Source organism: Dermacoccus sp. NHGro5 (genome assembly GCF_017565385.1).
In the GTDB taxonomy this organism is placed as follows: Bacteria; Actinomycetota; Actinomycetes; order Actinomycetales; family Dermatophilaceae; genus Dermacoccus; species Dermacoccus nishinomiyaensis.
This window is the reverse complement of record NZ_JAGEKQ010000014.1, coordinates 77,873-91,153: the sequence shown is the minus strand read 5'-3', so window position 1 is coordinate 91,153 and position 13,281 is coordinate 77,873. Positions and strand designations below refer to the sequence as shown.

The 13,281-nt window shown below is 68.5% G+C and carries 14 protein-coding genes, 1 pseudogene and 1 other annotated feature; of the genes and pseudogenes, 9 read left to right on the top strand and 6 right to left on the bottom strand.

Translation table 11 applies throughout. The features are described from left to right. On the top strand, positions 1-185 hold a 185-nt coding region (locus J4Z35_RS07490), incomplete at its 5' end, for an IS3 family transposase (protein ID WP_347813541.1). 20 nt (positions 186-205) lie between these two features. Here J4Z35_RS07490 and J4Z35_RS07485 read toward each other — a convergent pair. From J4Z35_RS07485 to J4Z35_RS07475, 3 genes and pseudogenes are all read right to left on the bottom strand, one after another. Beyond that, positions 206-622 (bottom strand): annotated as a pseudogene (locus J4Z35_RS07485) (helix-turn-helix domain-containing protein); the annotation flags it as partial. Further along, positions 519-1,490, bottom strand: a complete 972-nt coding sequence (locus tag J4Z35_RS07480; protein ID WP_208065474.1) for an IS3 family transposase — start codon at positions 1,488-1,490, stop codon at positions 519-521. The gene J4Z35_RS07480 and the pseudogene J4Z35_RS07485, both read right to left, overlap by 104 nt. After that, positions 1,412-1,529, bottom strand: a sequence feature (AL1L pseudoknot). (Overlaps the previous gene by 79 nt.) Then, complete coding sequence (locus tag J4Z35_RS07475) at positions 1,487-1,813, bottom strand: transposase (protein WP_208065473.1); 327 nt, start codon at positions 1,811-1,813, stop codon at positions 1,487-1,489. It overlaps the preceding feature by 43 nt. The genes J4Z35_RS07480 and J4Z35_RS07475 overlap by 4 nt, the downstream gene beginning before the upstream one ends. 372 nt (positions 1,814-2,185) lie before the next feature. Between J4Z35_RS07475 and J4Z35_RS07470 the strand changes: the two genes are divergently transcribed. The 4 genes from J4Z35_RS07470 to J4Z35_RS07455 all read left to right on the top strand — a co-directional run bounded on the left by J4Z35_RS07470 (position 2,186) and on the right by J4Z35_RS07455 (position 4,951). Next, positions 2,186-2,809, top strand: a complete 624-nt coding sequence (locus tag J4Z35_RS07470) for a TetR/AcrR family transcriptional regulator (RefSeq protein WP_208065472.1) — start codon at positions 2,186-2,188, stop codon at positions 2,807-2,809. 56 nt (positions 2,810-2,865) lie between these two features. Then, positions 2,866-3,237, top strand: a complete 372-nt coding sequence (locus J4Z35_RS07465) for an SMR family transporter (protein WP_208065471.1) — start codon at positions 2,866-2,868, stop codon at positions 3,235-3,237. Continuing rightward, positions 3,234-3,554 carry an SMR family transporter gene (locus tag J4Z35_RS07460; RefSeq protein WP_165583922.1) on the top strand — a complete coding sequence of 107 codons (321 nt, stop codon included), beginning with the start codon at positions 3,234-3,236 and terminating at the stop codon, positions 3,552-3,554. Before J4Z35_RS07465 ends, J4Z35_RS07460 begins: the two co-directional genes overlap by 4 nt. 368 nt (positions 3,555-3,922) lie before the next feature. Further along, a complete protein-coding gene (locus J4Z35_RS07455; protein ID WP_208065470.1) occupies positions 3,923-4,951 on the top strand; it encodes an o-succinylbenzoate synthase in 1,029 nt (342 codons plus the stop codon). A 250-nt stretch (positions 4,952-5,201) separates the two neighbouring features. Here J4Z35_RS07455 and J4Z35_RS07450 read toward each other — a convergent pair whose 3' ends face one another. After that, complete coding sequence (locus J4Z35_RS07450; RefSeq protein WP_208065469.1) at positions 5,202-5,969, bottom strand: inositol monophosphatase; 768 nt, start codon at positions 5,967-5,969, stop codon at positions 5,202-5,204. Positions 5,970-6,106: 137 nt separating this feature from the next. Beyond that, positions 6,107-6,787: a VTT domain-containing protein gene (locus J4Z35_RS07445; RefSeq protein WP_038571631.1), complete on the bottom strand. Its 681-nt coding sequence runs from the start codon at positions 6,785-6,787 to the stop codon at positions 6,107-6,109. 121 nt (positions 6,788-6,908) lie between these two features. On the opposite strand from J4Z35_RS07445, the gene J4Z35_RS07440 reads away from it, so the two are divergent. Beyond that, positions 6,909-7,700: a TrmH family RNA methyltransferase gene (locus tag J4Z35_RS07440; RefSeq protein ID WP_038571626.1), complete on the top strand. Its 792-nt coding sequence runs from the start codon at positions 6,909-6,911 to the stop codon at positions 7,698-7,700. 142 nt (positions 7,701-7,842) lie between these two features. Then, the gene (gene fbaA / locus J4Z35_RS07435) at positions 7,843-8,883 is read left to right on the top strand and encodes a class II fructose-bisphosphate aldolase (protein ID WP_144694235.1); all 1,041 of its coding nucleotides are present in this window, start codon (positions 7,843-7,845) and stop codon (positions 8,881-8,883) included. Positions 8,884-8,951: 68 nt separating this feature from the next. Here the strand turns inward: fbaA and J4Z35_RS07430 are convergent, their stop codons facing one another. Beyond that, positions 8,952-11,444, bottom strand: coding sequence for a phosphoketolase family protein (locus tag J4Z35_RS07430; RefSeq protein WP_208065468.1), 2,493 nt, complete (start codon positions 11,442-11,444; stop codon positions 8,952-8,954). A 153-nt stretch (positions 11,445-11,597) separates the two neighbouring features. Between J4Z35_RS07430 and J4Z35_RS07425 the strand changes: the two genes are divergently transcribed. Next, positions 11,598-11,999, top strand: a complete 402-nt coding sequence (locus J4Z35_RS07425; RefSeq protein ID WP_006943618.1) for a DUF3151 domain-containing protein — start codon at positions 11,598-11,600, stop codon at positions 11,997-11,999. A gap of 294 nt (positions 12,000-12,293) precedes the next feature. Continuing rightward, positions 12,294-13,256 carry a response regulator transcription factor gene (locus tag J4Z35_RS07420; RefSeq protein WP_074045691.1) on the top strand — a complete coding sequence of 321 codons (963 nt, stop codon included), beginning with the start codon at positions 12,294-12,296 and terminating at the stop codon, positions 13,254-13,256. Positions 13,257-13,281: the final 25 nt, after the last annotated feature.

Below are 13,281 nucleotides of genomic sequence, written 5' to 3'. Positions count from 1 at the left end.
GGGGGCCCCCCCGCTCGGGACCGTGGAAGACGGTCGAGGATCTCGAGCTCGCGACGCTCGGCTGGGTGCACTGGCACAACACGCAGCGCCTCCACGGATACCTCGGAGACGTCCCACCCGCCGAGTTCGAGAACGCGTTCTATGCTGTCCCCAACGACAGCAATCTGCTGATCGGAATCAAATAGCGCGAGTCTCCATCAGACCCAGGGCGCTTCAACCCCTTCCACGCCGGCGCGGCCGGGCCCGCCACGGGCGTGCCGTCAGGATGGGTGACCCCGCCGGCAAGGCGGTCTTGGACGTAGTCGCGTAGACGCTCGTTCCTAACCAACTTCGCGATCTTCGGGCGTTTCGCTGCTTCTTGCGCTTTCCACTGCGCGACCGTGGCCCGGTACTCGATTCGGCCGCTACGGGTGGCGGCGTTACGGCGTAGTTCACGGCTGATCGTGCCTGCATCACGCCCCAGCTGGCGAGCGATCGCGCGCACGCCGACGCCTTTGGCGTTCAGGATCGCGATCTCTTCACGTTCTTCGAAACTGAGATAGCGCCCGGACGGCTCGGCCAGGCTGATCGGTGGCATGCCGCCAGCGTGTCGAAACCAGCGCGCACCGACGGGGCACGACACGCCGACCGCGAGGGAGGCTTCCGCCGTTGTGACGCCCGTGGCGATCTGGCGCCAAAACTGCCGTTCGACTCGCCGCGAAGGTGACTGGCGTGGGCGCCCAGGGGAACGCATCGGTGGGCGCAACGCTCGATCTGCACGCCACTGGCGCCGCAACACCTGTGGCGCGTCCCTCGTGCTCTGGTCCCTGTCGTTCGCTGCCATCGCCAACACCTTCCACGTCAAGGTGTTGCGACGACCAGTTGAATCCGCCCTGGACTCCTCGATCGCTGTGATGCACGAGCCGCCTGCCCTGACGCGCCGCCGGGGTCGTGGTGATCGCCTGCTGCAACGCGATCATCGGCAACGCCTGCGTCGTCAGCGATGACGCGACCGACCAGCCCACGATCTTGCGCGTGCACGCGTCGGTGATGAACGCCGTGTACGCGAACCCACCGACGGTGCGGACGTACGTGATGTCGGCGACCCACAGCATGTTCGGTGCCGACGCGTGGAAGTCACGCTCGACGAGGTCGGGGCGGCGATCGGGCACCTTCGACGCGACGGTCGTGAATGGGCGGCGCCCGCGGCGAACGCCGTGCAGCCCAGCGACTTTCATGAGCCGGGCGGTTTGGTCGCGTCCGATCATCCAGCCCTTGCGGCGCATCGCGTGCCACATTTTGCGGTGGCCATACACGCCGTAGTTCTGCTGGTGGACGCGCCGCATCTCGCCGATGAGGATCTCGTCGCGGATGGCTCGCGCGCAGCGCGGGCGGGCTTTCGCTGCCCGGTAGCCGCGGGAAGTGATGAACCCACACTCTGTCGCGCGAAGGACGCGACAGATCGGCTCGACCCCGAACTGATCCTTGTGTTCGTCGATGAACCGGATCATCTCGTCGTGGGGCGGTCGAGTTCCGCTGCGAAAAAAGCCGACGCCTTCTTCAAGATCTCGTTCGCGCGCCTCGTTTCGGCGAGTTCGCGGCGTAACCGCCGGTTCTCTTCCTCGAGGGACGCACGCGGCGCTGGCGCGCCAGGCGTCGTGGCGGGTTGTTCGCCGGGGCGAGGCATCCAATTGCGGATCGTGGCTGGCGCGATGCCGAGCGATGCTCCGACAGCGTCCATCGCGACACGCTGTGAGCATCGCTCAGTGGCGCGCTTGTCGAGCACCATCCGCACTGCGTGCTCACGCAACTGCTGGTCGTACTTCTTGGGCATGGTCCGATTCTCCTTCAGAGAGGTCGGAACCAAACCCAGGGCGCTTCACCGCCAAGGTCGCCCGTACCGTCTGCCGCTGAAGCCCGGCGCCGCCCCTCTGCGCGCAAATGCACCCGGGTGCATTTGCGCGCACGGTGGGGGTGGCCTTCGCGCATGGCGGGCCGGGCGTTCCACACGTGATCTGCGATGAGCGCGCACCCGCGGGGGTGCGCGCTCATCGCTTTGGTCCATCGTCCCCCGAGGCAGAGGCAGAGGCAGAGGCAGAGGCAGAGGCAGAGGCAGAGGCAGAGGCAGAGGCAGAGGCAGAGGCCGGCGCCCAGCCCCGCCTGCGCGGCATCTAAACTTAACCAACCGAAAGGTAAAGTAACGCCCATGAGGCAGAGTTCATGTGAGGTCATCCTCGACGCGGCGCTCGCGCTGATGCGGCGTCAGGAGCCGGTGTCACTCGACACGGTCGCGCACGCGGCCGGGCTGACGAAGCCGGGGCTGATGTACCACTTCAAGACGAAGGAAGCGCTCATGCTCGCGGTCGTCGATCGGGTGGCTGACGACCAGAAGCGCCAACTGGAGAAGCTCCTGGCGGACGTCGACCCCGCGTCGCCGTGGCCGCGGCTGACGGCGTACGTCCGATGGATGCTCGCGGGCGAGGTCGACGAAGCAGACCTCGCGATGATGGCCGATCCGCGCCTGCGCGACGTCCTCACGCGCCGCTGGGAAGAGCACTTCGAGCCCTGGGTGGTGCTGCCCGAAGGTCTCGACCCGCAGACGCGGGCACGCCTCGAGGGCGCCCGCTCCATGGCCGACGGCGTGTGGTTCGCCGACGCCAGCGGCGCCTTGCCCCTCGACGACGACGGCCGCTCCGGCGTGCAGGCACTCGCCGAACAGCTCCTCGCGCCTCAGACGCAGGGCGAGCGACACGCAGCGTCTTCGCACCAGGGGCATGCTGAAGACGTCCTGCATGGGCGCCACATCGGAGATCGGCGCCGTCGACGATGACGCCCCTCACCACACGAACCCGACACGAAGATCAAGAACGTGTAGGAGGAGAAGGCATGAAGAACTACCTGATGCTCGGATGCGCGGTCGTGTGCGAGGTCATCGGCTCGTCAGCGCTGAAGCGCGCGGAGCAGGACGCCGCGTGGTTTCTGCTCACGCTCATCGCCTACCTCGTCGCCTTCGTCCTGTTGGCGTTGCTGTTGCGCCGGGACATGGCACTCAGCGTCGTCTACGGCATCTGGGGCGCTCTCGGCGTGGCGCTCACGGCATTCGTCGGGACGGTGGTGTTCGGCGAGCCCTTCACGCTGATGATGGGTTGCGGCGTCGCACTCGTCATCGGGGGCGTGATCATGGTCGAGGTCGGCTCCGACTCCCAAGCACCGGCCGAGGACGGTTCGAGCGCGACGATGAACGAGGTGCGCGCATGAGCTACGTCTTCCTCGTCAGTGCGGTCATCAGCGAGGTGATCGGCACGGCCTTCATGCGCGTCGCAGCGCAGGGGCGGGCCCGGTACTACGCCGTGGTCGCGGTCGCTTACACCCTGGCGCTCTACCTGCTCGTTCGCACACTGGGCGAGGGCATGGGCATCGGTGTCGCGTACGGCATCTGGGCCGCCGCGGGCGTCGCGCTGACGGCACTCGTCAGCCGCTTCGTCTTCAAGGAGCCCATCACTCGCGTGATGTGGTGCGGCATGGCCCTCATCGCAGTCGGCGTCGTGCTCATCGAGGGCGGCGCGCACGCCTGAGGCCTCGACGTCGTCGCTCTGGAACCGGCGTTGCCGACGGTGAACGCACCGGACGATCCGTGATCGTCCGGTGCGTTCATCATGTTCTGCGCTGCGTCAGCTCTGCGACCATGATCGTGTCGCGCCGAAGACGGTCGAGCCGTCGAGGTCCGCGAGCGACATCCCCGCGAACGTCGTCGCCGGGATTCGACCCTGCCGCTCGTATTCGCGGGGGTGCTGCGCGCGAGTGGGGGACGCGCGGCGCGTGCGTGGCATCAGATGGCATAGGGCCAGTTCATTTCCCAGGCTGGACGCCTGGCCCGCATGCGGCGTAGGGCCGGTTCGTGTCCCGGCGCCTGGCCCGCGGAGGCTCCTGCGACGATGGGGGCATGAACGCGCGGTCTCTTGATCTGCCCCTTCCGTCGCTCGATGAGCTGCTCGACGGGTTCGAGGTCGTCTCGATTCCGCTCAACACGCGCTTTCGCGGCGTGGAGCATCGCGAGTGTGCCTATCTTCAGGGGCCTTGTGGGGCAGGCGAATTCGCGCCGTTCCTCGAGTACGGGCCGGCCGAGGCGTCGCGCTGGCTTGCCGCCGCGATCGAGGCGGCGCACGCCGGGTGGCCCCAGCCGGTGCGCGAGACAGTGCCCGTCAACGCGACCGTCCCCGCTGTTGCCGCTGACGCCGTCGCCGGGGTGCTCGCCCGGTTCGACGGGTGCCGCACCGCGAAGGTCAAGGTGGCCGAGAGGGGCCAGAACCTCGACGACGACGTCGCCCGCGTCGCCGCCGTCCGTGACGGCCTCGGCGCCGACGCGAAGGTGCGTCTCGACGCGAACGGCGGATGGGATGTCGACCAGGCCGTCGCCGCGATCACACGACTGGCTGCGTTCGACCTCGAATATGTCGAACAGCCCGTCATGCCCGTCGAAGATCTGGCGCGCGTGCGGAAGACGCTCATGCGCAACGGAATCGACGTTCTCATCGCCGCCGACGAGTCGATCCGCAAGGCCGACGACCCGATGCGCGTCGTCGAGCTCGAGGCCGCTGATCTTGCGATCGTCAAGGTCGCGCCGCTCGGGGGAGTGCGCGCGGCGCTGCGCATCGCAGACGAAACAGGCCTCCCGATGGTCGTCAGTTCGGCGCTCGATTCGAGCCCCGGGATGGCGGCCGGCGTGGCGCTCGCGGCTGCTCTGCCCGAGCTCGATCACGCGTGCGGCCTCGGCACGATCAACCTGCTCGACGGCGACGTCATCGCCGACCCCCTCGTCCCTCGTGACGGGACGATCGACGTAGCTCGCGCCGCCGCCGCGCGCCACCTCGACCCGACGTGCGTCGAGCGGCACCGCGCGAGCCCCGAGCGCCGGCAGTGGTGGCGCGAGCGACTGATCGCGAGCTACCAGCACCTGAAGCGCAACGCCTGACCGACGCTCACCACCTGACCGACGCAGACTGCCTGACCGACGCTCGGCGCGGGTTCGTCATGCCCTCGTCAGAGTTGCGATCCGGCATGGCGGGGTTTCGTCCCTCAGAGGCGCCGCTGGGAGCTGTAATTCCGCATGGTGGGGTTGCAGCTCCCAACCGACAGCCGGCCGGCTCACACGGCCACGCCACCCACGCAGCCAGCGCCACCCACTCAATCGGCGCCACTCATGCAGACAGCGCAGAGCGTCATCAGACGAACGGCCGCAACCGCTCGTGCAGGGCGGCGTCGGCCGTCACGAGCAGCGGCTTGGGTGTCAGTTCGTAGCGCGGGTCGTAGGGCGAGCCGTCGGCGTAGGCGGAGACGCCGCCCGCCTCGCGGATGAAGAGCGCGCCGGGCGCGTGGTCCCACGGCTTCGTCGTGACGTACAGGATGTAGTCCGCGCCGCCCGAGGCGATCTGGGGGTAGTCGACCGCGCAGCACACCCACGACAGCCCGAGCGGCGGCAGCCCGTCGAGTGATTCGCCGACGCGCGTCTGACGTGACGTCACGCCCTTCGGGGCATCGCCGACGACGCGCGGCTCGATGCGCACCCCGTCGAGGAAGGCGCCATTGCCCTTCTCCGCGACGTACGCGTGCCCGAGCTGCGGCTGCCACATCCAGCTGCGGACGATGTCGCCGCCGCGCATCTCGGCGACCATGACGCCGTGGTTCGGTGAGCCGTGGACGAAGTTCTTCGTGCCGTCGACGGGGTCGACCGTGAACCAGTGGTCGGCGGATTCGATGCGGTCGAGGATGCTCGGGTCGGCTGCGACGGCTTCTTCGCCGACGATCAGCGCGTCAGGGTAGGCCTTCTGCAGTTCGGCGGTGATGAACACCTCCGCCTCGCGGTCGGCGACGGTGACGAGGTCGCCCGGGTTCTTCTCGGTCACCTCGTGCGAGGCGAGCGCCTCGAAACGGGGGTTGATGTAGGTCTCGGCGGCTTGCTGGAGCAGGGTCAGAACAGCCTGGGTATCCACGCCCTCATCCTAGGGAGTGACGCGACGTCCGACGAACCGCACGCACGAACGGCGCCGCGGCCTGGGCCGGGCGCCGTTCGTCAGCGTTTCTCGATGCGGCAGCGTTGCTCGCTTCGTCAGCGTGGTCGCGACGAGTTTCAGTTGTCAGGGTTGTGATCGACGATGTCGCCGGCTTCCTTGACGAGCGCCTTGGCGCGCTTGCGGTGCTTGACCCACTCGAAGATCATCGGCAGCACGCTGACGAGGACGACGACCATGATGGCGGCGTCGATGTTCTTGCCGAGGCTCGGGAAGGCGCGGCCGAGGAAGAACCCGGCGAACGTCACGACGAGCACCCACAGCACGGCACCGATGGCCGACCAGGTGAAGAAGCGTTTGCGGTCCATGTGGCTCGCGCCCGCGACGACGGTGATGAACGTGCGGACGATGGGCACGAAGCGTCCGATGACGAGGGCCTTGCTGCCGTGCTTGTCGAAGAACGCGTTCGTCTGGTCGAAGTACTTCTTCTTCAGCACCCTGCCGTCGCGTTCGTACAGGGGGGTGCCGACGATCCGCCCGATCTCGTAGCCGACGACGTTGCCCGCGAACGCGGCGACGCACAGAGCCGGCAGCGAGACGTAGAGGGGGATGTCGAAGCCGCTCGTGGCAGACGTCGCGGTGAACATGCCGATCGCGAACAGCAGCGAGTCGCCGGGCAGGATCGGGAACAGGAGCCCGCATTCGATGAAGACGATCGCGAGCGAGATCCAGAAGAACGCGCCGCCGAAGTGGGCGAGCAGGTAGTTCGGATCCATGAACTGAGGGCCGAGGGCATGCATCACGAGGCCGAGCCTACCGGCGGGCGATAAGAAACCGCTGAGACGCGCGGGTGAGGTACGGCGCGTCACCCGGACGATGGTGAACTCGTCGCGCCCGCCTACGCTGACGGCCATGGCAGACGTGGACGGGGCGAAACAGATCGACGACGGCGACGCACAACACCGCCGTGCTGACGCTGGGGGCACGGACGAGGTCGGCGTCGGACCGTGGCAGGGCGCCTGGCCGAGCACACCCGACGGCTCGCTCGACCCGCGCTACGACCCCGAGCTGCTCGAGCACGGCGACCGCCGCAACGTCGAGGATCGTTTCCGCTACTGGCGGCACGACGCCATCGTCGAAGAGCTCGACACGGCGCGTCATGCGTTTCACGTCGCCGTCGAGAACTGGGAGCACGACTTCAACATCGGCTCCGTCATCCGCACGGCGAACGCGTTCAACGCCAAGGCTTTTCACATCGTCGGACGGCGGCGCTGGAACCGTCGCGGCGCGATGGTGACCGACCGCTACCAGCACGAGTTCCACCACCCCACGGTCGACGACCTGCTCGCCTGGGCCGCCACGGCCGGGCCCGTCGACGCCGCCGGCCACCCCACGCGCCTGCCCGTCATCGCCATCGACAACGTGGCGGGCAGCGTCCCGCTCGAGGCGTTCGACCTGCCCGAGCACTGCGTCCTGCTCTTCGGCCAGGAGGGCCCGGGTGTGAGCGCCGACGCGCTCGAACGCGCCGACGCCGTCCTCGACATCGCCCAGTTCGGTTCGACGCGCTCGATCAACGCGGGCGCCGCGGCCGCCGTCACGATGCACGCGTGGATCCGACGGCACGTGTTCGGCCAGCGTGTCGACGGCGACGCCCATGGGAGCGCAATCGGAAGCAACCACGCGGACGCCGGCGACGCCCACCCCCGCGCCTGACGCGGCCGGAACTCGGGCGAAGCAAACTCCCGCCGCCCGCCCCGTTGCGCGACGCCCCGTGCGAGGATGGAAGAAGCGGGCCAGCCGCTCACGAAGTGCGCCCGAAACGCGTCATTGTTGTGCCAACACGAGAGGTGATGACATGCCCATCGCAACCCCCGAGATCTACCGCGAGATGCTCGATCGCGCGAAGAAGGAGGGCTTCGCGTACCCGGCCATCAACGTGTCGTCGTCGCAGACGCTGAACGCCGCCATCCGTGGCTTCGCCGAGGCCGGTTCGGACGGCATCATCCAGGTCTCCACCGGTGGCGCCGAGTACTTCTCGGGCCCGACGCAGAAGAACATGGTCGCGGGCGCGCTCGCCATGGCAGCGTTCGCTCTTGAGGTCGCCAAGCAGTACGACGTCAACATCGCCCTGCACACCGACCACTGCCCGAAGGACAAGCTCGACGGTTTCGTCCGTCCGTTGCTCGAGGCGTCGATCGAGAACGTCAAGAACGGTGGCGAGCCGTTCTTCCAATCGCACATGTGGGACGGTTCGGCCGTGCCGCTCGAAGAGAACCTCGAGATCGCCCAGGAGCTTCTCGCCAAGTGCAAAGAGGCGAACATCATCCTCGAGATCGAGGTCGGTGTCGTCGGCGGTGAAGAGGACGGCGTCGCCAACGAGATCAACGAGCAGTTGTACTCGACGCCGGAGGACGCCATCGCGACCGCCCAGGCGCTCGGCGCGGGCACTGACGTGTACTACATGACGGCCCTGACGTTCGGCAACGTGCACGGCGTCTACAAGCCGGGCAACGTCAAGCTGCGCCCGTCCGTCCTCAAGGACGCGCAGGACGCTGTCAAGGCGAAGTTCTCCGAGGCGGAGGACAAGCCGTTCCACCTCGTCTTCCACGGCGGTTCGGGCAGCTCGCCCGAGGAGATCGCCGAGGCCGTCTCGTACGGCGTCGTCAAGATGAACGTCGACACCGACACGCAGTACGCATTCACGCGTCCCGTCGCCGGTTGGATGCTCGGCAACTACGAGGGCGTCCTCAAGATCGACGGTGAGGTCGGCAACAAGAAGCTGTACGACCCGCGTGCCTGGGGCAAGGCCGCCGAGGAGGGCATGGCGAAGCGTGTCGTCCAGGCCTGCAACGAGCTCGGTTCGGCCGGCAAGAGCAAGGCCGCCAAGAAGGCCTGATCGCCTGACCCGCCGCTGAGGAACGGCCCGCCCCGAATGATCGGGGTGGGCCGTTCGCGTGTCAGGTATCAGACGTTGTCGCCGCCCGTGTCCTGCTGCGGGCCACCGGTTTCGGTGCCGGTGTCGCCGGCGTCGGACCACACCCACGACGCGACGGCGGGGAGGTCCTCACCGTTCTCGTAGGCGTAGGCGCGTGCCTCGAGGCGCAGATCCTGCATCTCCTGACGCAGCCCCGCGCAGCGTGCACCGAGGCCGGGTACACGGTCGAGGACGTCGATGACGAGGTGGAAGCGGTCGAGGTCGTTGCGCATCACCATGTCGAACGGCGTCGTCGTCGTGCCCTCCTCGATGAACCCGCGCACGTGCAGGTTGCTGTGGCCGCTCCGGCCGTAGGTGAGGCGGTGGATGAGCCACGGGTAGCCGTGGTAGGCGAACACGATGGGCTTGTCGGGTGTGAAGATCGTGTCGAACTCGCGGTCGCTCAGGCCGTGCGGGTGCTCCTTCTCGGCCTGCAGGCGCATGAGGTCGACGACGTTGACGACGCGCACCTTCAGCCCCGGCACGCGTTCGCGCAGGATCTTCGCCGCGGCGAGCACCTCGATCGTCGGGATGTCGCCCGCGCAGGCGAGCACGACGTCGGGCTCCTCGCCGGCGACCTCGGTGCCGGCCCATTCCCAGATGCCCAGGCCGCGCGCGCAGTGCCGGACGGCCTCGTCCATCGTGAGCCAGACGGGGTTGGGCTGCTTGCCTGCGACGACGACGTTGACGTATTGCTCGGTGCGCAGGACGTGGTCGAACGTCGACAGCAGCGTGTTCGCGTCGGCCGGCAGGTAGACGCGGATGACGTCGCTCTTCTTGTTGACGACGTGGTCGATGAAACCGGGGTCCTGGTGGCTGAATCCGTTGTGATCCTGACGCCACACGTGCGAGCTCAGCAGGTAGTTGAGCGACGAGATGGGTCGACGCCAGCCGATCTCGTTCGTCACCTTGAGCCACTTGGCGTGCTGGTTGAACATCGAGTCGACGATGTGGATGAACGCCTCGTAGCTCGACATGAGCCCGTGGCGGCCGGTGAGCAGGTATCCCTCGAGCCAGCCCTGGCACTGGTGTTCCGACAGCATCTCCATGACCTGCCCGACGCGGCCCATCGGGTCTTCGGCGTCGTTGGGCTCGTACGCGCCCATCCACTGCTTGTTCGTCGTCTCGTAGACGGCCTGCAGCCGGTTCGACGCGGTCTCGTCCGGACCGAAGATGCGGAAGTTCTCAGGGTTCGCGGCTGCGACGGCGCGCAACCACTCGCCGAGCACCCGCGTCGACTCGGCGACCGCCGTGCCGCGCTCGTCGTCGCGGCCCGCGTCGACGGCGAAGTCGCGGAAGTCGGGCAGTTCGAGGGCGATGCGCAGTTCGCCACCGTTGGCGTAGGGCGTCGCGCCCATGCGCAGCTCGCCGTCGGGGGCGAGGGCCATGATGTCGTCGGCTGGGCGGCCGGCCTCGTCGAACAGCTCGTCGGGGCGGTAGCTGCGCAGCCACGCGTCGAGGTCGTGGAGGTGTTCGTCGGTGTCGCGGGCGTTGGCGAGCGGCACCTGGTGGCTGCGCCAGTGACCCTCGGCGACCTTGCCGTCGATCGTCTTCGGGCCCGTCCAACCCTTCGGCGTGCGGAAGACGATCATCGGCCAGTGCGGACGCTCGGCGTTCTCGGCACCCGCTTCGGCGGCCTCGGCCTTGATGCGGGCGATGTGGTCGAACACCTCGTCGAGCAGCGTCGCGAAACGGCGGTGGATCGAGATCGGATCCTCGTCGTCGAAGCCCGCCTCGAACACGTACGGCGTGTGGCCATAGCCGCGCATGAGGGCATCGAGCTCCTCGTCGCTGATGCGGGCGAGCACCGTCGGATTCGCGATCTTGTAGCCGTTGAGGTGCAGCACGGGCAGGACGACGCCGTCGGTGACAGGGTTGACGAACTTGTTCGAGTGCCACGACGTCGCGAGCGGCCCCGTCTCCGCCTCGCCGTCACCGATGACGGTGAACGCGAGCAGTTCGGGGTTGTCGAAGACGGCCCCGTAGGCGTGGCTGAGGGCGTAACCCAGCTCTCCGCCCTCGTGGATCGAGCCGGGCGTCTCGGGTGCCGCGTGCGACGGGATGCCGCCGGGGAAGCTGAACTGCTTCACGAGCCGGCGCAGGCCCGCCTCGTCGAGCCCGACGTTCGGGTAGATCTGCGAGTACGTGCCCTCGAGGTAGGTGTTGGCGACCATGCCGGGGCCGCCGTGGCCGGGGCCGGTGACGTAGATCGTCGGCTGAGAGCGCTCGGCGATGACGCGGTTGAGGTGGGCGTAGAGGAAGTTGAGCCCGGGCGTGGTACCCCAGTGCCCGAGCAGGCGATGCTTGACGTTGTCGCGCGTCAGCGGCTCGCGCAGCAGGGGGTTGTCAAGCAGGTAGATCTGCCCGACCGACAGGTAGTTGGCGGCGCGCCACCAGCGGTGGATCGTCTCGAGAGTCGCGTCGGTGAGCTCGGTTCCGGGGGAGGGCTGCCAGGGGGTCGCGGTGCTGACGTGGAAGGTCATGCCTCCATTCTCGTCGTGCGGCACGAGCGATGAAAGGGGCTGGGACGTTGGTCCTGACGCTCGGTGGAGTCGGTCGGCGGCGTGAGGGGTGTGACGTGGGTGTTGCCGGCCCGCCGCGGCGGGGTTGTCGGGTGTCGATGCTTGAATGGCGGCATGGACAACCTTCTTGCCATTCCGGAGACCAAGCTCGACGTCGACCCCGCAGCCGAGAAGCTCGACCTCGGCGTCCACGCCCGCGACGTGGCCCGCATGTACCCGGCGAGTTCGCTCGTGTGGGCGACGCTCGCCGAGGACGCGCTGGGTGACGGCGAGGCTGTCGAGGCGTACGCCTACGCGCGCACCGGCTACCACCGCGGCCTCGATTCCCTGCGCCGCGCCGGGTGGAAGGGCCAGGGGCCCGTTCCGTGGGAGCACGAGCCGAACCGCGGTTTCCTGCGCGCACTCGCCGCGCTGAGCAAGGCCGCCGGCGAGATCGGTGAGGTCGACGAGCAGCGACGCTGCGCCGACTTCCTGCGCGACTCCTCGGCCACCGCGGCGCGTGAGTTGGGCGTCTGAGACGCGCTCGAGCGCCGCGTCCGAAAATGATGTCGGCGTGAGGGAACCGATCTCCTGATCGCGGCGTCTCAGATGTGACGATGCCCGGTCAGGGAGCGCTCGCACTCGGTGCGTCGAATCGTCGTGCCTCTCGGGGCGCGGCTGTCGGCGCCCGGTATCTCTGGGGGGATGAGCGAACGGGAGTCGGGCGTCGTCCGCCGCCTGCAACAGGGCGGGCGCGACGGGGGTGTGGCCGGGAGGGGCCACACCCCCGTCGCATGTCATCTGGCGGCCACGGCGCGCTAGCCTGACGGCGTGAATCCTCTCGCCGTCCTCGGCATCGACGACCTCGCCGAACAGCTCTACCGCCAGGTGCTGCGTGACCAGGCGCGACCGTTCGGTGTGTACGCCTCGCGGCTCAACACGCCCGTCGGTGACGTCGAGGCAGCGGCTGAACAGTTGCGCGCGCTGCGTCTCGTGCGCATAACCGAGGACGGTCGTCCCTCCGCCGATCATCCGCGCGCCGGGCTCGAACGCGTCCTGTCGGCCGAGGAGGCGCGTCTCGCCGAGCGACGCCGCGACCTCGCCCGCCTGCGCGACGCCATCGATGGTTTCGCAGGCGACCACCGTGCGGGCCAGGAGCAGGCCGACCCCGCCGAGGCGGGTCGCGAGTACGTCGAGATCGACGGGCTCGGTGACGTCATGGAGCACCTGGCGGCATCGACCTCGGGCCCGATCCGGTTCACGCACACCGACGCGCTCGCCGTCAGCGCCGGGGAGCAGCCGGTGCTCGCGCGCCTCGTCGCCGACGGGCGCCTGCTGCGTGGCCTGCACGAGTTCGACGCCGCGAGCACGCGCAGCCTCGACGTCGTCGAGTGGGCGAACCTGGGCGAGGAGCAGCGCCTCGCGACGCACATCCCGAACGAGTTCGTCTGCTATGGAACGGATGCCGTCATCGCCAACACCGATTGGGGCGGCGAGGGTGGGCGGTACGTCGTGCTGCGTGACGCCGTCGTCGTGCGTGCGTTCGTCGAATTGTTCGACCGGATGTGGGCGGCCGCCTCCGGCGTCGACGACGGCGCGGAACCGACGTCGGAGCGTCTCGTCGAACTCATGCAGGCCGGGTTGAAGGACGAGGCGATCGCGCGGGCGCTCGGCGTCAGCCTGCGGACGGTGCGACGCCGCGTCGCGGCGCTCATGGAGGAGTGCGGCGTCGAGACGCGCTTCCAGCTCGCGGTGAAGCTCACCGAACGTGGCCTCACCGGCTTCGAGGGCTGACCAGGCACTCGATCAGGGGCGCCCC

What these genes read in the sequence shown, in the direction of transcription:
- J4Z35_RS07470 (WP_208065472.1), top strand. Translation starts at nt 2,186, where the DNA reads ATGAGGCAGAGTTCATGTGAGGTCATCCTCGACGCGGCGCTCGCGCTG.
- J4Z35_RS07455 (WP_208065470.1), top strand. Translation starts at nt 3,923, where the DNA reads ATGAACGCGCGGTCTCTTGATCTGCCCCTTCCGTCGCTCGATGAGCTG.
- J4Z35_RS07475 (WP_208065473.1), bottom strand. Translation starts at nt 1,813, where the DNA reads ATGCCCAAGAAGTACGACCAGCAGTTGCGTGAGCACGCAGTGCGGATG.
- J4Z35_RS07425 (WP_006943618.1), top strand. Translation starts at nt 11,598, where the DNA reads ATGGACAACCTTCTTGCCATTCCGGAGACCAAGCTCGACGTCGACCCC.
- J4Z35_RS07430 (WP_208065468.1), bottom strand. Translation starts at nt 11,444, where the DNA reads ATGACCTTCCACGTCAGCACCGCGACCCCCTGGCAGCCCTCCCCCGGA.
- J4Z35_RS07460 (WP_165583922.1), top strand. Translation starts at nt 3,234, where the DNA reads ATGAGCTACGTCTTCCTCGTCAGTGCGGTCATCAGCGAGGTGATCGGC.
- J4Z35_RS07465 (WP_208065471.1), top strand. Translation starts at nt 2,866, where the DNA reads ATGAAGAACTACCTGATGCTCGGATGCGCGGTCGTGTGCGAGGTCATC.
- J4Z35_RS07445 (WP_038571631.1), bottom strand. Translation starts at nt 6,787, where the DNA reads ATGCATGCCCTCGGCCCTCAGTTCATGGATCCGAACTACCTGCTCGCC.
- fbaA (WP_144694235.1), top strand. Translation starts at nt 7,843, where the DNA reads ATGCCCATCGCAACCCCCGAGATCTACCGCGAGATGCTCGATCGCGCG.
- J4Z35_RS07480 (WP_208065474.1), bottom strand. Translation starts at nt 1,490, where the DNA reads ATGATCCGGTTCATCGACGAACACAAGGATCAGTTCGGGGTCGAGCCG.